This window comes from Allohahella marinimesophila (assembly GCF_039538005.1).
In the GTDB taxonomy this organism is placed as follows: domain Bacteria; phylum Pseudomonadota; class Gammaproteobacteria; order Pseudomonadales; family Oleiphilaceae; genus Allohahella; species Allohahella marinimesophila.
This window is the reverse complement of the sequence record NZ_BAABBO010000007.1, coordinates 367,843-387,272: the sequence shown is the minus strand read 5'-3', so window position 1 is coordinate 387,272 and position 19,430 is coordinate 367,843. Positions and strand designations below refer to the sequence as shown.

Below are 19,430 nucleotides of genomic sequence, written 5' to 3'. Positions count from 1 at the left end.
AGGGTTCAGACTGGCAGGGCATCTTCTGCAAAAAATCCGGCTACGCAGAAGGCCAGCTCGAGCACCTGATCCGCATTGAGCCTCGGATCGCACTGCGTCATGTAGCGTTGCTGCAGGTCAGTCTCTGACAAGGCATAGGCACCACCAACGCACTCCGTCACGTGCAGTCCGGTCATCTCCAGGTGAATACCGCCCGGCCATGCGCCAGCTTCCGTCACTACGGTGAAGAAACTACGGATCTCGCTGAGAATATTGTCGAAGGAGCGGGTCTTGAAACCATTGCCCGTCTTCTCGGTATTGCCATGCATGGGATCGCAGGACCAGACCACCTTGTAGCCAGCTGCCTGAACCGCTTCGACCAGGGCAGGCAAACGCTCACGAACCTTGTCTGCCCCCATTCGACTGATCAGCGTCAGCCGTCCGGCCTCATTGGCGGAGTTCAGCGCTTCGATCAGCGCCAGCAGTTCATCCGGGGTAATGCTGGGCCCAATCTTCACGCCAATCGGGTTCTCAATACCTCTGAAAAACTCGACATGCGCATGGTCCAGCTGACGAGTGCGTTCACCGATCCATACCATGTGCGCAGAGCAGTCATACATACGCCCGGTGAGCGAATCCTGTCGCGTCAGCGCCTCTTCATAATGCAGCAACAGTGCTTCATGAGAGGTATAGAAGTCGGTGCGGTGCAGTGAGGGCGTATTCTGGCTGTTGATCCCTACCACTTCCATGAAAGCCAGTGCATCACGGATATTGTGGGCGACCTGCTCGTAGCGTTCACGCAGCGGATTGTTTTCAAGAAAGGTTAGATTCCAGCGACTGACTTCATGCAGATCGGCAAAGCCGCCGTTCGCGAAGGCGCGCAGGAGGTTCAGCGTGGCTGTGGACTGATGATAGGCGTCGAGCATGCGCATCGGCTCTGGAATCCTGGCCTCGGCAGTGAACTCGGCTGCATTGATAATGTCGCCGCGGTAGCTCGGCAGGCTCTGCCCGTCGATATCTTCCATATCGGCGGAACGCGGCTTGGCAAACTGGCCGGCAAGGCGCCCCACTTTCACGACTGGCAATTTGCCTGCATAGGTCAGCACGATGGCCATCTGCAGGAACACCTTGAAGGTATCGCGGATGCCCTGGGTGGTGAAATCCCTGAAGCTTTCGGCGCAGTCACCGCCCTGAAGCAGGAAAGCCCTGCCTTCAGCGACGTTCGCCAGCTGGGCCTTGAGATCCCTGATCTCCTGCGCAAACACAAGCGGCGGCTGCTTGCGCAAGGCCGCTTCCGCTGTTTTCAGTGCTTCAGGGTCATTGTAGGTCGGGTGCTGCAGGACTGGCTTGTCGCGCCAGCTCGAAGGCGTCCAGTCTGAAGTGACTGATGCAGTCTGCTCGCGCCCCTGGCCCGAGTTCTGTTTCAGTGTTCGATCTGGATTCTTCATGTGCTGACGCGACCTCTTTGATATGTGGTGAGCCGGTCAGATTACCAGAGAATGCCCCGCCGAATACAGCGCTGGGGTGCGCTCGCTTGCCGTCTTGACCGTAGCGTCTTCTGAAGCGCTGTCTTCAACACTGACGAAGGTCGCGCCATTGTCCGAATGCAGCAACACAAGGAGCTTGCCGGCATAGCCAAAAAGCCTGGATGCCTTGCCTGCCAATGCATGTCTATGGACGGGCGTGAAGTCGGCGTTCAGGCTATGAATGCTCGACCCTTCGCTGCTGACACTGAGCGTAAACAGTGTCTTCCCCATCCAGACCGCATCAGAAATCGGCGTGCTCACCGAAGCCGACACTTCGGCCGATGACAGGTCATAGATCCTGCCATCGCCCGCAATCAGCGCCTGGCCAGCGGGGTCGAGTCGCAGGGGCAATGCCGGGGCGTCGGAATACTGGAAGGTTCTGCTGCTCGAGCCAAATTTGCCGGTCTGCTGGGACAGCGCTATCCACTTGAGTTCGTCCGAATAGCTGCCAAGGTGATAGATACGCTCGGTGACCGGATTCCAGACATATTGATGGCCGACGTCCTGCCAATCCTGTGAGTCGATCAGCCTACCGCGGTCGGAGAAGCTGTAATGACGGTTCCAGGACCCGGAGCGATCTGCAGCGAAGACGAAATCGCCCGCTGCCTTGAGGCCAAGCACTGCCGACGGCAAGTGGGCAAAGGCCTGCTCATCGAAGTGCGCGCTGCGCAGGTCTACGAAGCTGATACTGCCAGTGTCGTAACCGAGGTACAGACGCTGGTGCGCTGCTGAAAACGTTGCCCATGTCGGCATGGTGTCGAGTGTGTGAATGGCGGTATAGGACTCGGAGTCCGCCGACCAGAGATAGAGGCCCTGACTCTCCTGGTCGATCAGATAGACAATGCCTGTCGTCTCATCGAATTCCACGAGTTCAGGTTCGAAATCCGGTACCTGTTTCAGTGCGGCTGTCTTCGCATCTGCCAACGAAGACAGTGCCAGCTTTTCAACACGAATCGTATCGGCCTCATCATAGAAGGCGAACACTGAATTCGCAGCATGCCCTATCGAAGCCGGGGCATCTTCCAGCTCGAGACTGCTGACTTCCTGCAGGGCGCTGTCGTAGCGAACAAGCTGGTCTGCCCGCAGAACGATCAGGTCCTTGTCGACGAAGACAACGTCATCCGCCGTACCGCTGATCTGGCCGGCAAAGCTCAGGTCGTGCGTGTAATACAGCACACCGGAACTGTCGATAAGCCTGTCCTGCTCTGGGAAGAGGAAGAGCGAAGTCGCTTCCGGCAGTTCTTGCTGATAGAAGCTCTCTATGGAACTGATGACAGTACCGGCATCGGTCACACGGATCTTGCCGATGTCTGAAGGGCTGCCGCCAGTGGCTCGCATGAAGACGGCGGACTGCAGGTCCGATCCGATGATGGCGCTACCCTTTGCAGACAGCAGCGCACCAGTAGCAGCGGTATTAGGATCCAGTCCGACGCTGAGCAAACCCTTTTCGCCCAGATTGAAATACGCCACGCCATTCACGATTTCGATTTCGCGGAGCTCGCCGTCGGTCTGGGTGAGGAAGCTACTCTTGAGTGTGTCGAGGTCTATGGTATCGGCGTTGTCGTGATAGCCGATGACCAGACGCTGTTTTTCGACCGCAATCGCCCGGGGAATGCCTGATAGTTCGATGTCCGGCAGGAAGGCTTCAGCGGCCATGTCGTAACGAACGACTTTGTCCGGAGCCGTATAGGTGAAGTAGGCGACGCCACCTTCCCTCTGAATATCGACCAGAGCCGCCTGGCTCGGCAGGGAGATGACACTGAGAATGCCTACAGCGACGGAGAATATCCGGCAAGCGCTTGTCATAAAACAGTCCCTCGGGTTGGCTACATGTTCACAAAGGCGACTACCTTTACGAATTGTAATCCAATGTAAACGGACTGTAACGCCTGTTCAATAATTGAACTGTCAAAGATTGTCAAATCTTCGAGAAGGTGCTCACATACAGCTGCTCGACCTTTTCTCTTGCCCACGGCGTGCGGCGCAGAAATTTCAGGCTCGACTTTACTGAAGGGTCGGATTTGAAGCAGTTGATGTTGATTCGCTCGGCCAGACCAGGCCAGCCGAAATGGCCAGCCAGCTGGGTCACGATGTGCTCTAGCGTGATGCCATGAAGCGGATTGTTAGGCTGCTCTTTGGTCATGATGTCCGGTTTTCCCAGGTTCTGGTAATAATACTGCTGCAAAATGCTTAAAAATCACCTTGATACCCCCATCGAAGGAGCGCAAGATTATTGCAGGCAAGAGATGACTGCTTGTTGTCCCCATCTGCGGTGTTTGCCTGTACGCCGACACTGAAAACTCCGCCTCAGGCTCATCAGCCGTCGCCCACTACGGAGTTCTGCTGTATCAGCTGATCGTAACTGATTCTGACTGATGATGTGGAGTCCGCCATGAGCGTTGACGTCCCCCTTGATAATATAAGAATAAAGGAAATCGATACCATCACCTTGGGCGGCGGTGTCAATTTCGGGATCCCGCCTCTCAGCATCGCCATTACCAATCTGCCTGCCATCAGCGTCGGCGTGACGGAACTGCCTGATCTCAATTTCAATCTATCGGTAGACGAACTGCCGCTCATCCGGCTTGAGACAAACAGTGCCATCAGTTCCGATAGTCGGTTGAATACCGATAGCAAGGTCAAGACTGACAACAAGGTAGACCTCGCGCTCGATGTGCGCATCAGAGAACTCCCGCAAATCGACCTGCAGTTCGGCTTCCGTCCCATGCGCTTTCACAGCGATGGCTGCCTGAGCGAAAAATGCCTGCATGAAACACAACTGGCGTAGACTGATGTCAGCTACACTAAGAAGAAGAGGCGCTGTTGCCTGTGGGTTGCTAATAAGAGGGTATCGGAATGAGTAAAGAGCAGAAAAGCGTCAAGGAAACCAAAAAGAAGCCTGCTATGACCGCCAAGGAAAAGAAAGTCGCCAAGAAGCAGAAGAAAGACGCCAATAGCTGATTTACTGGCTGATTCACTGGCTAATTGATTGATTGATAGTGGCGCCACGGATGGCGCTAAGGACCCTTCAGGCGTTAATCTCTGCTGACAACCTCCAGAGATGAATGCAATGCCAGAAGCAGATTACACCCTCTATACCTTCGCCATGTCCCATTACAGTGAAAAGATTCGCTGGAGCCTGGACCACCTGACACTGCCCTATCGTGAAGTCTGCATGACGCCGCTGTTCCATATCGTGCCCGCCCTCAAAATGGGCGGTCGTAAACAGACGACTGTACCCATTCTGGTGACGCCGGAAGCCTCCATACAGGACAGCGCCCGCATTCTTGGCTGGCTTGAAGAACATCATGGACCACTGGACCTCATTCCGCCTGACATACACGATGAAGTCCAGGCGGTCGAAGCGCGCTTCAACAAGATAGGACGTGATGTCGCCCGGTTTCTCTACGCCGCCGGTTTCGGTGAGGGCGATGACTACATCATCAAGCTCTGGACAGACCATGCCAGCAAGGCACAGGCCTTTGTGATTCGCCATACATATCCGGCCATTAAATGGTCGTTCAAACGACAGCTCAAGATCAACGAGGCGGGTATTGCGCGAGCGCGCAAACGAATTGGGGACGAAATAACATGGCTGGAACAGCGACTGGATGAGGGACATGCCTTCCTGGCTGGCGACCGCTTTACCGTCGCGGATATTACAGCCGCCTCACTATTGGCGCCGCTGGCCTGCCCTGATGAGCACCCGGTATATCGAGAGCCGCAATACAAGTCGACCATGGGTGATGCGATTGAAGCCTGGCGCGACAGTACAGCACTGCAATGGGTGCGCGATTTGTACAAACAGCATCGTGGCGAAATAAAAATCCAGTAAATGCAGCAGTCTTGCTCAGGCGGGCATGCGGTAAGCCGGACACTGGCTCGGGGTGACTCCTGTGCCAGTGTCCGCGAGTCAGATCAGTTGCGTCCGAATCTCAGTTTCAGCCTTTGATAGTCACATTTCAGCTTGTCCTGCAGGCGCCAGTCACAGCTGTCGGTGTCCCAGGGAAAGAAGGGGTTACCGACCAGTGTCATCTTCTTCTCGAGCTCAGGCTCGTGGCGAAGGATGACGCTCTTGAAGTTGGCGTCCTTTATCCAGGCCATCCCTTCCCTCGTGTACACCCGTGAGTTGAAGTCGGTGGTGTAAAAGCGGTCTGCCTGAAAGCGTCTGGGTGCCATGACGGTGAAGATCCTGAAAGTCGTGTCACTGAAGCCAAAGCCCTCAGGACGATATCCTTCGGCCAACTGTCCCACGACAGTATCGATCAGCTCGACATCGTTGTTGTAGACCGCCCGCATCTTCTCGGCCAGCGCCTTGTCCGGCGTGAGGTCGGTAAAATCATTGATGGGTGGCATATCCAGCTGTCGTCTGAACTCGTTGTATCGTGGCACACCACGCTCACGGTCACGCAAAATATCCAGTGCTGCCATGTCCATCACACGGCCGTCCGGCATGCGCAATTCCTGCAGGAATTTTGGATAGTTATGTGGTGTCAGCTGGCCGGGATGGGTCATGCCGAATGAGTAATAGACATTCTCGTTACCCAGGGCGTCGAGAACGCCAGGGGCTTTCTGGAAAGCCTGATCAGTTGTACTGATCTCCTTGATGACAGTACCGGACTGATAGTCGACCATCTCAACCGAATCGCGAATAAGCGGATGCATACGATACACCGCCACGAATTCTTCCGTTAAGCTATAGGGTGTATCTCGAAGGTTCTTGTCACCACCGACTGCAACGGCCCAGTCGAGATTGAGGGCAAGTTTGGTGTTGGTCGTGTTGAGAATGGCTGGCGTCCAGTCGACTGTATGTATTTTTGCCATGACGGCTGCGTTGATCAGGCGGGCCTTGTTAAACAGCTGCTGATCGGTCCATGAGGGGTATTTCGCTGCCAGCATGTCGGCAATGGCGTTGTGCTCCTTTACGAAGAGCTCGTGGAACATCTGCAGACCGAGCCACCAGTTGTCATTGAAGCCGGTAACGGGCAGGCCTGTGTCGGGATTGACTGCGAGACGACCGCTGTCTTCGATGATGAGCCTGCCACCTTCGAAGGTTCTCAGGCTGTCCTGGACGGCCTGATCGCTGCCATAGAGCTGCGAACCATCCCACCAGTGCGTCAGCCGGTTTGTATAGGCTTTTGGCGTGTTTTCATAGGGGGTCCAGGTCGGATCTACTTCAGTTTTTGCGATAGCCATACTCGAGCCGAGTTCACCGGCGAGTGGATCATCGGCATCCAGAGGCAGCTCATGAGGCGCACCGGCGGCGTCCTTGTGCGAGAACCAGTCATGCGTCATGAATTGAATCCAGGCGGCGGCCCAGTAGCTGAGGAAGTCGACCTCCTTGATGCCGTCTCGCGTCATCAGTTCGCGGCTGATCGTTCGCGGATTAGGCTCCATCAGCATCGCTTCATCCGCATAGGCTGCTTCAAGCGGCACGTTTCGACCAAAGCGAACGCCTTGACTGCCCATGCGGGTTTGATTCAGGTCGTTACAGTGACCCTCGGTTGTGCGTGCGCCGGCTGTGTCCGCGTCACAAGCAACGTTATCCGGGTAGGTACCATTGCTATCGATAATGTTGTTCTCGTTCAGGTGAATGACGCTTTGAAGCAGGTACAAGGTGCCTGCAAGGCCATCGTCCCACCAGCGGACGATTGGCGTATCAGTCGGCTCTTCTGCGGCATCCTTTTCCCAGAGCGAGGCCTGGGTGGCATAGGGCGCTATCATGATCGTACTGGCGACGGCGGCCTGCATCAGCCGGCGTTTGAAAATCTCTTTCATTGTTATGGTCCTGTCTTTGAGAGCGGGCATCCTGTTTCACATCGATTTTGCGCGACATCCTTCGACATCACCCAAACGAGTGATGCGACACACTAGAGCGAGCGCGAATGTGGTCACATCCTATGAACGGATGACTTTTTGCAGAAGCCTTTGTGATTCAAGGCCAAAGCGAGACTCGCCTCACATTTTTTCCGGGGCACGACTCACAATTGCTGTATACACCTGTACCTTTTTTCGGCGCTTCAGCTTAAAAGTAGCGGCATGAAATAATTCGCAATGTTCACAGAACACACTGTATGAAGGATGCTTCGAACAATAACGGGGGACGCCAACCTGCCTACCCCCACTTCAGTCTGATCAGGCGGTATGACGCCCTGTTCAAAATGCTGGACGCCCAGGCCGCGGTGGTACTTCATGCACCGCCAGGCTGTGGTAAACGCCGTGCGGTCTTACAATGGCTTCGTTCGCGTGGTCATGATTATCTGTTGTCGACATGGCAGAAGGCTGGGGAAAAGCCAGTTTTAAAGGGCCTGGACACTCACTGTCTGATCATCGATCTGGGAAGACAGCAACAGACTGAGGCCGCCTGGCGAGCGCTCGCAGACGCCTGGCAGAGGCGACCTCAGTGTGCGGGTCCAGCCCAGAAGTTGATCGTGTTGACTACACTTTTTCAGGATTCTGCAGCAGAGCGTCTTGGTCCTGCTTTCCATTATCACTATGGATTCAATGATCTCGCATTCTCGGTCGAGGAAATTTCAGACCTTTTCGAGCTGTTACCTGAGGCCTGTCGCCTGGGTAATACCAGCGAACAGTTGTATACCCTATCGGCTGGCTGGCCTGCGCTCGTTACTGACTTGCTGGCGTCGCCTGTCGAGCCGGCATCAACGGCACCACATAGCGAAGAGCGCTTGCGGAAGTTTGTGGCGCGCTGGCTCGATCTAGCCGGTCAGCGACTCAGTGAGGACAGAAAAACGGTCTTATGGCTCCTGTCTGCTCTCGGAGCCCTGCCTCTCGAGCTGTTTACAAAAGAAGGACTCGGTCTAGTCCATGTGCTTGCTGAACTTCAGACTGCAGGCCTGGTCAGCCGGGTCGACAGCGATTTCCTCGTGCTTAATCCAGAGTCGCCCGCAGTGCTTATACTTGACGCGGAGGCCTTTTCACCCGCGAGCGATATCGTGCATCTCTGCGCTGAATGGCTGCTGGACAATGATTGTCAGTCCATCGCCATCGAAGCCTATCTCCACTTAAAGGACTGGACGACACTTGAGTCTCTGTTGCTGGCGAATGCTGATGGGCTGACTGCACGTCTGCACGTCTATGACCTGCGTCGCTGGATCAGCCAACTGGACGAAGCCCAGGAAATCCGTCACCCCATCATATTGATCTGCGCCATACGGTGTGCGATTTATCAAGGCAGCGATCTCGAGATCAAACGCTATTTCCAACGCGTCGTCGATCTGCTTCGGCATGAGCGCCCTGAGGTGCTGATGGCCAGCATGAGCGAGGAGCGCTGGAGTCGTTTCATCGCTGAAATCCAGCTCTATTCGGAGTTGACGCAACAGGGTGTCATGCTGTGCAGGGAGTGGGCAAGCCAGGCTGGCCAGGCCATACAGACCAGTCCAGTAGCCCTCCTCCAGGAAGCTTTTGGGCTTGCCCAGGCGGGTGAAATGGCAAAGCTCATGCCGATCGTAGTCAGCGGTCTCGACCAGAGCGCTGGCCTGAAGTCGTGGGCCCTGCACCTGACATTTTCCATCTTCAATTTCTGGATGCTCATGCTGTCGTGCCGGTGCCGGCAAGCTGAGGCCTTCCTGGAGGAACTCAGGGCAAGGCTGATCGCCAACAAGGTCACGCTAGCCAGCGCCTATGACTGGCTCGACATGTTGACACTGTTGCTCGAGCGCATGAAAGGCCATATGCCTTCGGTGCAGGCTCGCATCGAAGACCTGCAGAAACAACCGCGCGTCAGACAGGACGTACTGAAGAACAATCTACTGGTGACCATACGCGCCGACCTGCTAATGATGCAGGGCGACAGCTATCTCGCGCAGCAGGGACTGCATGAGCTCGCTACTGTGCAAAGCAGTGCGACACCGCGCTCGTACTGGTTTGCTTCAGCAGCGACCATGCATGAAGCGCTGGCACTGTTGCAAGGCAGCACGGACGCTGCGCAGATCACGTTGCCACCGGCTAATCAACTGAATCTGGCGCATCTGGGGCTGCAGGCCCAAACCGCCCTGCTCTGGCGAATTAAAAGCCATCTCCACCAGTGCAAACAAGCCACTGTTTTCCCATATCTCGATCAGTTTCAGTCACATCTCATGCGAACCGGGCAGTGGCTGAGGTCGCTCGAGGTAGATGTGCTACGAGCCGTATGTCTGCATCGCAGTCATCGTGATACTGAAAGTCAGACATTGTTCGCTCGGGTGGCAAGACATCTCGAGGCAGAGTCCTTGCTGGGCGTGCTGGCGGATCCCTTTCTGTTATGGCGCCCACTATTGCGCGATTCATTGCCATTAACGCTTCGAAGTAAGCTCAACAGACTTCTGGCATGGCGCAATGGCGGCGAGGAGGCTGAAAGCTTCGCGCGCGATAGCGGCGATCTGGCGGAAGGGCTCACATCACGGGAAAAACAGGTGCTCTGTCTACTGGCAGAGGGTTTGAAAAATCAAAGTATTGCCGATCGGCTTAATCTTTCCATTACGACAGTGCGGACACACGTTCAGAACATTTACCGCAAGCTCGAGGTGAACAATCGTGCAACAGCGACCGCCTATGCCTGTCGTATGAATATGGTCTGAGTGCCTGGGCCCTGTCAGCTTGACTACTTTTTCTTGTCCATCGCCTCTTTCAACCCTGCAAAAGGGTTGAAAGTCGCCGCTTCGTGCTTGTTTTCGGAACTGCCGCCGTAGCGCACGAACGCTTCGAACTTGCTGTGCTCTTCATCATGACAGTACAGGCAGAGCAGTTCCCAGTTACTGCCGTCGGTGGGGTTGTCATCGTGGTTGTGGTTGACGTGATGCACAGTCAACTCGCGCAGGTTTTTGCCGGAAAATTCGCGGGTACAGCGGCCACATACCCATGGATACAGCTTGAGTGCCTGCTCACGATAGCCTTTTTCCCGCTGGGCGATGTACCTGCGTTGCTCTTCGAGGACGCGGTCCGTATTGTTCTTGCCTGGTGTCGTACTGGCCATGGTTCACCTGTCTGTAGCACTGCTGGTGTGGTCATAATAGCATTGAACAGCAGCGTCATAACATCGTCTGCCCCATGCACATGGTTCGCTCGTATCAAGTTGTATGGCACATCATTCTTGCGAGGAATTCGGACATGGCTGGGGGTTGGGCGCGAGATGGCGCGGTACAGGATCAAATCGATGCGAGCGTCGAGGACGCGGTGGAACAGGCACGGAGCAGACTGACGCGGGGCGACAGCCTGAGTCATTGTGAAGAATGCGGAGAGGCGATTGCTGAAGCCCGCCGCAAGGCACTGCCAGGCGTGCGCAAATGCGTGGCTTGTCAGACGGCCGATGATGGCAAGAACGGTGGAAGCAGCAGCTTCAACCGGCGCGGCAGCAAGGACAGTCAACTGCGCTAAGCATGGCCGCCCCCAAAACTGACCTCACCCACAGGTTCCCCGGAAAAACCTGGATCCCTCATTGAAAATGTAAAGCAGGTGTTGTCATCAGTGGAATCGACTTTGATACCGCCACCATGGGAGCGGGCGATCTCGGCCACAATGAAGAGTCCCAGACCGAGGCCTTCACGCTTGATCTCTGGTCGCCAGAACGGCTTGAACAGCTTTTCCAGCACTGCTTCGGGAACAGGCTCACCACCGTTACACACCTGGATGCTGAAATCTCCCCCAACTTTCCTGGCTACGACAGATACCGGCAGCGCAGGATCGCCATGGACAAGTGCGTTCTTGAGCAGGTTTGACAGCAGCTGACCAAGGCGTGCTGAATCGCATTGAAGATTGATATCCCTATCGAGTTCAACCCTGATTTCACGCTCTGGATACATACCCCGCAGCTCTGAAATCACCTGCTCCAGCGTCTGATCCAGCGCCGGGTCGCAGCGCATCTGCAAGGCAATACCTCCGCCCATGCGGCCGCGTGTGAAGTCGACGACGTCATCAATCAGCGTCGAGATCCGGCGTGCGCTGCGTTCAATACGCTGTAACAGGGGCACCGTAGCGGCGTCGGCGTTCCTGAGTGTCAGTATTTCGAGGCCAGTCAGGATCGAGCTGAGCGGAGTACGCAGATCATGCCCCAGAACTGCGATAAACTGTTCACGCAATTCAGACGTTTCGCGCTCATCGAGCAATGCCATTTCTGTTTCCATCATCGAGCTTTCGTTCGCCAGCTGCATCGAAATCAGCCTCGCGAAGGCCTGCATGCCGGCCACGACTTCTGTGCTGGAGAGTTTTGCAGGCAGCGGATCCAGCCCACAGAGCGTTCCGAAATAGTCACCGTTTGGACGAAATATCGGAATCGAGATGTAGCTTTGAAAGCCGTAGATTTTTGGCGTGTGATGCTGGCAATAGACATCGTCGTCTGCGACGCGATCGATCACGACTGGCTGCTGTGTATTGCGCACCTCGCGACACAGTGTGGTCGTCACGTCGAGCCCCTCACCAACTTTCACACCGAAATCAAGCCGGTCCAGTACTGCGCAGGCTGTCCACGCATCACTGGTCACATGAGCCACGCAGACGAAGCGCAGACCGGTCATACCGGCCACAGCCTCGAGGATGGTCGGCACGGCGCTGATGCGTTGAATTTCATACACTGGAGCGATTGCGTGTGTTGGCATGGTCTATGAGACGCCTGAGAAAACGTGTACGGCTTTCGATGTTAACATCTACCAGGAAAACGGTTAAATCACGCAGATCAAGCTTTGACCTCGGCTGAGCAGTTTCTGATAGCGGTATTCAGTGATTCATCTTCGATCGACGCGCCCCAGGTGTTGGCGTGGACCAGGCGATCGAGCGGCAGACGTTCTCGCCAACCTTTCGCCTGCAATTCTGGCTGGTCGAGAAACTCGCTGACATAGCCGACGCAGAGATACGCCAGTGGATACACTTCAGGCGGTAGCTTGAGTGTATCGGACAATTGCTGTTGGTCGAGGATACTGACCCAGCCAACACCAATTCCTTCGGCCCGGGCCGCCAGCCACAGGTTCTGCACGGCGAGACAGGTGCTGAAGAGATCAGTGTCGACGATCGAATGTCGACCCAGCACATGTGTACCGCCACGACTACGGTCGCAGGTGATGCAGAGATTGATGGGGCTCTCGAGAATGCCCTGAAGTTTCAGAGAACGATATTTCGTAGCGCGCGCATCACTGTAATTCTGCGCAGCCTTCTCATTCTCACGATCGAAAATGTCCAGTACCGAACGGCGAGTGGTCAAACTGTCAATGACGATAAAATCCCAGGGCTGCATGAAGCCGACGGAGGGGGCATGATGCGCGGCCAGTAGCAGGCGCGCCAGCACCTCGGCCGGTATCGGGTCTGGCAGGAATTGTGAGCGCACGTCGCGGCGCTCGCGAATCGCACGATAGAGCCCTCGCATTTCAGCTTCGTCGAAGGGTGTATTGACGTCCTGGGTCATGGTGCTGTGGCCTCTTCGCCGATCAGAATGAGTTTGCCTGTCTTTGGGTCCCGATACACCTGCCCCATGGGTTCGAAACCCCTTCCGGCTTCGCCCAGGCTTTCAGGTAGCGTTGGCAATTCGCGACCTTGCTGGACGATCTGGGTACGCTGTTCGAGATGGGCCTGCAATTGATCGCTGCTGGCAAAAAGCGCGGCGATCAGCCCGCAGGCAAACACCAGCATGATGTCGACGAGATTGGCCAGGGGGCCGAGCGGCTCTTCGCTTTCGCCATCGAAGCGGCTTCTGAGCAGATTGCGCTGGCGCCCCGTCATGTCACCGCTCGATCGTTCATTTCAAGGATATCGAGCGCCTGGTCGTACCAGCGTCTGCGAAGCCGGGCGAGTATGAAACCAACGATACCGATGAGCAGGCCCATGACTGTGGTATCGAAGGCGACGGTGACCGCTTCTGCCAACACTTCCAGCTCACCACGTCCCAGCGCGGCGAGCCCAGGCCCGAGGGGAATGAGCGTGCCCATCAGGCCCAGCATTGGGCCAACACGGGCGAGCAGATCGGCGCGCTCGATTCTGCGCCGGCCGAGCGCGGCGACGGCTTCAGCACTGCCTACCCGTTGCAGGCGCGGCAGTGTCCACCAGCGCTCACCAAGTCCGATGCCTGCTTCCCAGATGGCTAGCGCCACTGCGGCAATCAATAGTAATAGCACTGGCGCCAGCAGCCAGGCGACGAACAGATGAGTGATCTGGCTCAGGATATCAATGCTCATGTCTACTCCGCTGCGTGATGGCTCCAGTAGCGCGAACGCGCGTACCGTGGTAAATGCCGCCCATCAACAGAAGCAACAGCATGATGGCCAGTATCCAGACTCTGAGAGGCTCAGTTGGCGCTGGCAAATCGGCAGGCTCCTCGCCTGAAGACTGGTCTTTTGCTTCGGCAGCGTCTGACGGCGAATCGGCGACCTTGATTTCGGTAATGCTCACAGGCTGTCGTTCTGAAACGGGTTGGGGCTGTCTGGCTGCCGCCCTCACCTCGCGCAGTTGCTGTTTCAAGGTTTCGTCGAGCCTTGGCTCTATCCAGTCGAGCATTGGATGGTCCGGTCGGGTATGCCCGCTGCCTGGCAGCCCGTTGGCGACAACGTGTTGTGCGAACTGTTCAGCAAGTTGATCGAGCGTGCCATCGTCGGCCTGCCAGAAGCCCTTGTGCGCCGCCACCAGCATGAGCGCCTCCATATTGGCCTTGACGTGAACATTGTGTCCTTGCTCAAGAAAGTCATCGAGACCCAACTGATGCGAATCATCGAGGTAGACAGCCTTGACCTCATCCCAGACCCAGCTCTCGATGATGTCGGGATTGGTCACCTGCCACCCCCAGAGATACTCCAGGAACTCGCTGCCCATCGTGCGCGCACCGGCATAATCATGTGTCATGAGTGGTTTTATCCAGGCCGGATTGAGATAGCGCCCGCGAAGTTCCTGCAAGAGTGCGACATCGAGGCGTTCAATAGACGCGTTATCGGCGTCGGCATGTTCAATGACCCTGCCGTCTGGCGCTGTCCCACTGATCGTTTCCACTGCGAGACTGAGCCCGCCGAGATAATCGAAAGCGTCGTTATTATCCATCAGACCATACAGGTTGCTGGCGCGGCCGAGGTAGGTCTGGCGAACCTTGCTGAGGCTCTGGCGGAAGCTGGCATGCTGGGCTGTTCCAGATTGATCGATACCGTAGGCATGTCCCATTCGCTGCAGGTAGGCGGCGGCGACTTCGCTGCGTTCGGACCACGCCCCGGACCGTTCGACCAGGCGGTTGACGCCCGCGCCATAGGCACCTGGTGCATCGCCAAACAGGCGCAGGCTGGCAGCGCGTCCCGCGGCCTTGGGGCTCAAGTCGGCCTCTAACGACTGGCGCGCCTCCGAGACCCAATTCCTGGCGACCTCGTTAGCAGCGAGGGACTCCAGGCCTGGTTTGCGGAATTCGCCTAGTGGCGCGAGCGCACCTTCCAGAGCTTCCGCCAGGTCAGGATGCTCGGAGCGGATGGTCTGACTGGCCCCGTCGAGCGCGAGCAGCACGGCACGGTCGAGCCAGACGAGCAGGTTCGGGTATAGATCACGAAACAAGCCTGAGGTGGTAAAAAGCACGTCGCGCCGTGGGTTGTCATGATCGACATCGACTCGTTCCAGACCGGACACGATCCCACGGCTGTTCCAGACTGGCCTGATACCAAGCAAACCCATCCCGAAAGCCACCATGGCACCCTCGTCGCGAACGGTATCCGACGCCCAGAGTACCACTGCAGATCGGCCATCCGAGCTGTCGTCAGCACGAGCAGTGACTGCCAGCTCAAGGCCCAGGCCATAGGCGAGTCTGGTCGGCATAACGCCGCCATCGAGGGCATGGAAGTTGCGGCCTGTCGGAAGCGATTCAGGCGAGCGAATGGGATCGTTGCCCTTGCCCGGCTTCACGAAGCGACCATTCAGCGCCGACAATAGCGCTGTGCGCTCGGCTTTCGGCGACGTGGTCAGGGCCTCGCGAGCAGCACTGTCGCCCATCGATTCAAGCATCAGGTCTATAGATGCCGCTGACCAGTCCCGTCCAAAGACGTGCAGGCCATGCGGCATGAACGCCTCCTGCAGATCGGTCAGGTAATGGCCTATTTCGTGCACCAGCATCGCCTCATCGACGTTGTCGTAGGTGAGTCCGTCGATGCCATGTTCTTCTGCGATGGTGCCGATGAGTTCATCCTGCAACTCGAGTGCTTCCACCGTTTGACGTATTCGAGACATGGCACGAGTGGCCAGGGTGGAACTACTCCCCGCTGTCGCAGACTCCCAGCTTTCCACCAGCTGCCTCAGTTCAAGCAACTCGTCGTAGAGCGGCGTTGTCTTCAACGGCGGCGTGAGATGATCTACCATCACCGCCAGGCCACGACGCTTGGCCTGAATACCCTCACCTACGCCGTCGACGATATAGGGATAGATGCCGGGCACATCGCCTGCGATGAGTGTCGGGTAATCGTCTGCGCCCATGGCCGCGCGTCGCCGTGGTAAGAACTCAAACGTCGAATGTCGGCCGAGATGCACGATCGCATCGGCGCTGAACTCGTTACGCAGCCAATGGTAGAAACCAAGATATTGGTGGGTTGGCGGGATGGTGGTATTGGCATGTAACAGTTCCTCATTCAGCTCCCAGCCACGTGGCGGTTGCGGACCTATGAAGATCTTGCCGAAGCGCAGGCCTGGGAAGAGCATACGGTCCTCTATCGTCATGCTCCTGCCCGGTGGTTCACCCCAGCCCCTGATACCTTCGATGCCCAGCGCTGAGAGAGCTTCCACGAGCTCCCGCGCCGCAGACCAGTCGCTGGATTTGCCTTCCAGCAAGGCGGCGTCAAGCACCTTCAGTTGATCGAGCAGATCAAGTGCTCTGGGTCTTGCCGAATGATCGGTGCCCTCGAGCAGATGATGAAGATCACCGAGTGTACGATCCATCAAGCGACGGCCTAGTTCGACTTCACCCATCTGTTCAGCCCTCCGCAGTTGGACCTGAAGATAGCCGAGGGGGCCGTGTGTCATTTCGTGCTGCACCGCAGGCGGGAGCGTATTGAAATACTGCCTGTAGGCGTCGATATCGAGGCTTTCGACCTTTCCCGACAGCGCCTTCATGGCCTGACGGTTTTCGGGTAGATTGATGCCGCGTGCCTGTATCAGCGATAGCAGTGCCTCAGGGGATTCAGGCAGACTGCCAGTGTCATACCCTTCATTTTTCAGGCTATGGAGGAGATCCCAAAGCGACGCGGGTACATCCAGATTGTCTGCGCCGATATTGTGTCGGCCGGGCGGATGATTGTAATAGATCACCGCCAGACGCTTTTCCGAGTTCGGCAACTTTTGCAGCCGACGCCAACGCTCGACCCGCTCGGCCAGATGTGTAATCTGCTCAGCGATCGGCTCACTGATCTGGAGCCGCAGGCCGCTTGCCTGATGGAGTTGTGGCTGACCTGCGGCGGATAGCAATAGGGGCTGGGACGCGCCTTGCAGCTCAGGCATGGCCAGTTGGTAGTTGACGGATTCCCAGGGCATACCATCTTCCGAGATCCGCCATTGGTCAACCGTTCGCTCGGCCAGGCGGATGCCCTTGTACAGCGGGACGTCCAGCGCTTCAAGCGCGGCAATGGCTGCCTCGCGCTCCCCACCGCCACCGATGACAAAGTCCTGCAGGCTGACGATACCCGCCAGCTGCGGAAAAGCTGACAGGCTCTCCAGCGCGTCGCGGCTGGCAACACCCCAGCGAGCCAGCAGCCCCATACACTGCAGACCCCGCTGCTCGATGGCCTTACACAACTGGTCGTGCAGTGCCCTGTTCCCGGCTTCATCGCCAGAGTCCAGATCGAGTACAGCGATCAGAGGTTTTTCATCTGCGAGCACCGGCGTATTTACTATATTGCCGTGTTGATAGATCCGCAATTGCGCCAGGGGACGGGGATCTGGTGATTCGAGTGTCAGCAGCCAGCCTAGCAGTGCCGCCAGGTTATCGCTGCCCCGGCCCTCCCAGTAGGCCTGCCCTTCAAGCCATCGAGCCTGCCGGGGAAACTTGCTGGACAGTCCGGCTCTGTGGTCCACAGGATCGTTCTCAGGCCCTGGCCCGCCATGCAGCAACTCGATATCATCTGGATCGAGCCCTGAAAAGACAGTCACACCATCGATAATCGAACGCTCGACGAGACGACGGTCCGAGTGAACGGCGAGCAGCATTTTATGGTTGTCGCGCGCATCGAGGAGGCGCGACAGCCTTGGGACAATATCCTCGCCAAATACAGCCGCCAGCAAGATTGCGTCTGCTTTGTCCATGAGCTCACCCAGCTCTGTATCGGTCAGCTCAGCCAACTGGCTCGTTGTGCGCAAGATGAGTCGATGGCCCGGATGCGCCTTGGCGAATTCATCCGCACCTGAAGCCAGTGAGGGCGCCGACCGCTCGGACACGATGCCGAACAGCGTTTGTGCTGTGGCAATACCGGACATCAACAAGCCGAGCATGAGCATCAGGCCTCGACAGGCCCGCATGGTGAGTCGTTTGAATTCAGACAAGATTCAGTAAGCTCCGTAATTGATTGACGTCGAGGCTGGCTTCAACCGCATCGGCAAGACGATCAAGCTGGCGCTGCCGATGAGTATGATAATCGACCGAGACCTGTTGACTGCCGAGCCCAAGCGCCTGAAGGATCGCGGCGCACGCTTCGGGTTCATCGAACACGCCGTGCATGTAAGTCCCCATGACCTGTGCATCCTGGCTAATGGCGCCATCCGGACCATTGCTGATCATGGCGAAGGGGCATTCGAGCGCTACGCCGCTGGACACACCGTTATGCATTTCATAGCCGCTGACAGCTGTTTCGCTACCGCCAAGCCGCAGAGTGCCCTGAACCGTTCTCAGCTGCTTTCCCGCCACCATTCGTGTGGCCATGGCCAGCAGACCCAGGCCCTCGACCAGACCTGCTTCACCCTCGAGCCCGTCTGGATCCTCGACAGACGTGCCGAGCATCTGGAACCCACCGCAAATGCCGAACACCCGGCCGCCGTATCGCAAATGTCGTGCAATGACTTTCGGCCAGCCTTGCTGCTTCAGCCAGACCAGATCGTGGCAGGTGCTCTTGCTGCCAGGCAGTACAATCACGTCTGCCGACGGGATGGGCTGGTCAGGACCCACGAAGATGAGATCAACGCCCGGGTGCAGCCGCAAAGGATCGAAATCGTTGTGGTTGCTGATGCGTGGCAGCACCGGCACAACAACTTTCAGCGCACCCCGCTCACTGCTACCACTGGTACCGACGCTATCCTCGGCATCGATGATCAGTCCGTGCAGGTATGGCAGCACGCCGAATACTGGCTTGGCGGTTCGTTCGGTGAGCCAGTCGAGGCCAGGTTCGAGTAGCGAGATATCACCGCGGAAACGGTTGATGATGAACCCCTTCGTTCGCAGCCTTTCCGTTTCGGACAAGAGCTCGAGCGTGCCGACGAGCTGCGCGAACACCCCACCGCGGTCGATATCGCCCACCAGCAATACGGGGCAGTCGACGGCTTCTGCAAAGCCCATATTGGCAATGTCGTTGGCACGCAGATTGATTTCTGCAGGACTGCCTGCGCCTTCAGCGATAATGACATCGTACCGACTGCTCAAGGCCTGCCAGGCCTCGATCACAGACTGCATGGCCTCGGCTTTGTAGGCATGATAATCGATCGCATCCATATTGCCGTAGACCTTGCCGCGCAGTATGACCTGGGCGCCGCAATCGCTCTGCGGTTTCAGCAGGACAGGATTCATGTCGCTGTGTGGCTCGATGCCGCAAGCCAGTGCCTGCAGCGCGGTGGACCGACCGATCTCTCCACCATCCACGGTCACTGCACTATTTAACGCCATGTTTTGCGGCTTGAATGGTGCTACGGCGACGCCCTGTCGTGCCAGCCACCGGCATAGTGCAGCGACCACTGTGGTCTTGCCGGCATCCGAGGTGGTGCCCTGTATCATCAATGTCGTCATGTTCGCGG

General features: G+C 57.0%; 15 protein-coding genes. 4 read left to right on the top strand and 11 right to left on the bottom strand.

Features of this window, described 5'->3' with window-relative positions; translation table 11 throughout:
• Positions 1–5: 5 nt before the first annotated feature.
• The 3 genes from ABD735_RS07405 to ABD735_RS07395 all read right to left on the bottom strand — a co-directional run bounded on the left by ABD735_RS07405 (position 6) and on the right by ABD735_RS07395 (position 3,648).
• Positions 6–1,427: a class II 3-deoxy-7-phosphoheptulonate synthase gene (locus ABD735_RS07405; RefSeq protein ID WP_344804888.1), complete on the bottom strand. Its 1,422-nt coding sequence runs from the start codon at positions 1,425–1,427 to the stop codon at positions 6–8.
• 36 nt (positions 1,428–1,463) lie between these two features.
• Positions 1,464–3,311, bottom strand: coding sequence for a hypothetical protein (locus ABD735_RS07400; RefSeq protein ID WP_344804886.1), 1,848 nt, complete (start codon positions 3,309–3,311; stop codon positions 1,464–1,466).
• A gap of 112 nt (positions 3,312–3,423) precedes the next feature.
• Entirely contained in the window at positions 3,424–3,648 is a 225-nt protein-coding gene (locus ABD735_RS07395; protein ID WP_344804884.1) for a VF530 family protein, read from the bottom strand.
• Between the two features lie 249 nt (positions 3,649–3,897).
• Here ABD735_RS07395 and ABD735_RS07390 point away from each other — a divergent pair, with 249 nt between their 5' ends.
• Both ABD735_RS07390 and ABD735_RS07385 read left to right on the top strand, forming a co-directional pair.
• Positions 3,898–4,293 (top strand): hypothetical protein, encoded by a 396-nt coding sequence (locus tag ABD735_RS07390; protein ID WP_344804880.1) that lies wholly within the window; start codon positions 3,898–3,900, stop codon positions 4,291–4,293.
• A 282-nt stretch (positions 4,294–4,575) separates the two neighbouring features.
• Complete coding sequence (locus ABD735_RS07385) at positions 4,576–5,340, top strand: glutathione S-transferase family protein (RefSeq protein ID WP_344804878.1); 765 nt, start codon at positions 4,576–4,578, stop codon at positions 5,338–5,340.
• Between the two features lie 83 nt (positions 5,341–5,423).
• Here ABD735_RS07385 and ABD735_RS07380 read toward each other — a convergent pair whose 3' ends face one another.
• Positions 5,424–7,283, bottom strand: a complete 1,860-nt coding sequence (locus ABD735_RS07380; RefSeq protein WP_344804876.1) for a peroxidase family protein — start codon at positions 7,281–7,283, stop codon at positions 5,424–5,426.
• A 296-nt stretch (positions 7,284–7,579) separates the two neighbouring features.
• Between ABD735_RS07380 and ABD735_RS07375 the strand changes: the two genes are divergently transcribed.
• A complete protein-coding gene (locus ABD735_RS07375; protein WP_344804874.1) occupies positions 7,580–10,081 on the top strand; it encodes a helix-turn-helix transcriptional regulator in 2,502 nt (833 codons plus the stop codon).
• Positions 10,082–10,104: 23 nt separating this feature from the next.
• On the opposite strand, the gene ABD735_RS07370 is transcribed toward ABD735_RS07375, so the two are convergent.
• On the bottom strand, positions 10,105–10,476 hold the full coding sequence (locus ABD735_RS07370) for a YajD family HNH nuclease (protein ID WP_344804872.1): 372 nt from the start codon (positions 10,474–10,476) through the stop codon (positions 10,105–10,107).
• Between the two features lie 134 nt (positions 10,477–10,610).
• Here ABD735_RS07370 and ABD735_RS07365 point away from each other — a divergent pair, with 134 nt between their 5' ends.
• Positions 10,611–10,877 (top strand): DksA/TraR family C4-type zinc finger protein, encoded by a 267-nt coding sequence (locus ABD735_RS07365; protein ID WP_344804870.1) that lies wholly within the window; start codon positions 10,611–10,613, stop codon positions 10,875–10,877.
• On the opposite strand, the gene ABD735_RS07360 is transcribed toward ABD735_RS07365, so the two are convergent.
• From ABD735_RS07360 to ABD735_RS07335, 6 genes are all read right to left on the bottom strand, one after another.
• The gene (locus ABD735_RS07360; RefSeq protein WP_344804868.1) at positions 10,874–12,094 is read right to left on the bottom strand and encodes a GAF domain-containing sensor histidine kinase; all 1,221 of its coding nucleotides are present in this window, start codon (positions 12,092–12,094) and stop codon (positions 10,874–10,876) included. The two genes, ABD735_RS07365 and ABD735_RS07360, sit on opposite strands and share 4 nt — an antisense overlap.
• A 77-nt stretch (positions 12,095–12,171) precedes the next feature.
• Positions 12,172–12,894, bottom strand: a complete 723-nt coding sequence (gene bluB, locus ABD735_RS07355) for a 5,6-dimethylbenzimidazole synthase (protein ID WP_344804866.1) — start codon at positions 12,892–12,894, stop codon at positions 12,172–12,174.
• Entirely contained in the window at positions 12,891–13,208 is a 318-nt protein-coding gene (locus tag ABD735_RS07350; RefSeq protein WP_344804864.1) for a DUF2149 domain-containing protein, read from the bottom strand. Before ABD735_RS07350 ends, bluB begins: the two co-directional genes overlap by 4 nt.
• Complete coding sequence (locus ABD735_RS07345) at positions 13,205–13,660, bottom strand: MotA/TolQ/ExbB proton channel family protein (RefSeq protein ID WP_344804862.1); 456 nt, start codon at positions 13,658–13,660, stop codon at positions 13,205–13,207. The genes ABD735_RS07350 and ABD735_RS07345 overlap by 4 nt, the downstream gene beginning before the upstream one ends.
• Positions 13,650–17,972 carry a cobaltochelatase subunit CobN gene (locus tag ABD735_RS07340; RefSeq protein ID WP_344804859.1) on the bottom strand — a complete coding sequence of 1,441 codons (4,323 nt, stop codon included), beginning with the start codon at positions 17,970–17,972 and terminating at the stop codon, positions 13,650–13,652. The genes ABD735_RS07345 and ABD735_RS07340 overlap by 11 nt, the downstream gene beginning before the upstream one ends.
• Positions 17,965–19,422: a cobyric acid synthase gene (locus ABD735_RS07335; protein WP_344804857.1), complete on the bottom strand. Its 1,458-nt coding sequence runs from the start codon at positions 19,420–19,422 to the stop codon at positions 17,965–17,967. Before ABD735_RS07335 ends, ABD735_RS07340 begins: the two co-directional genes overlap by 8 nt.
• Positions 19,423–19,430 lie beyond the last annotated feature (8 nt).

Coding starts and splice junctions, on each gene's coding strand:
- ABD735_RS07405 (WP_344804888.1), bottom strand. CDS start 1,427: ATGAAGAATCCAGATCGAACACTGAAACAGAACTCGGGCCAGGGGCGC.
- ABD735_RS07400 (WP_344804886.1), bottom strand. CDS start 3,311: ATGACAAGCGCTTGCCGGATATTCTCCGTCGCTGTAGGCATTCTCAGT.
- ABD735_RS07395 (WP_344804884.1), bottom strand. CDS start 3,648: ATGACCAAAGAGCAGCCTAACAATCCGCTTCATGGCATCACGCTAGAG.
- ABD735_RS07390 (WP_344804880.1), top strand. CDS start 3,898: ATGAGCGTTGACGTCCCCCTTGATAATATAAGAATAAAGGAAATCGAT.
- ABD735_RS07385 (WP_344804878.1), top strand. CDS start 4,576: ATGCCAGAAGCAGATTACACCCTCTATACCTTCGCCATGTCCCATTAC.
- ABD735_RS07380 (WP_344804876.1), bottom strand. CDS start 7,283: ATGAAAGAGATTTTCAAACGCCGGCTGATGCAGGCCGCCGTCGCCAGT.
- ABD735_RS07375 (WP_344804874.1), top strand. CDS start 7,580: ATGAAGGATGCTTCGAACAATAACGGGGGACGCCAACCTGCCTACCCC.
- ABD735_RS07370 (WP_344804872.1), bottom strand. CDS start 10,476: ATGGCCAGTACGACACCAGGCAAGAACAATACGGACCGCGTCCTCGAA.
- ABD735_RS07365 (WP_344804870.1), top strand. CDS start 10,611: ATGGCTGGGGGTTGGGCGCGAGATGGCGCGGTACAGGATCAAATCGAT.
- ABD735_RS07360 (WP_344804868.1), bottom strand. CDS start 12,094: ATGCCAACACACGCAATCGCTCCAGTGTATGAAATTCAACGCATCAGC.
- bluB (WP_344804866.1), bottom strand. CDS start 12,894: ATGACCCAGGACGTCAATACACCCTTCGACGAAGCTGAAATGCGAGGG.
- ABD735_RS07350 (WP_344804864.1), bottom strand. CDS start 13,208: ATGACGGGGCGCCAGCGCAATCTGCTCAGAAGCCGCTTCGATGGCGAA.
- ABD735_RS07345 (WP_344804862.1), bottom strand. CDS start 13,660: ATGAGCATTGATATCCTGAGCCAGATCACTCATCTGTTCGTCGCCTGG.
- ABD735_RS07335 (WP_344804857.1), bottom strand. CDS start 19,422: ATGACGACATTGATGATACAGGGCACCACCTCGGATGCCGGCAAGACC.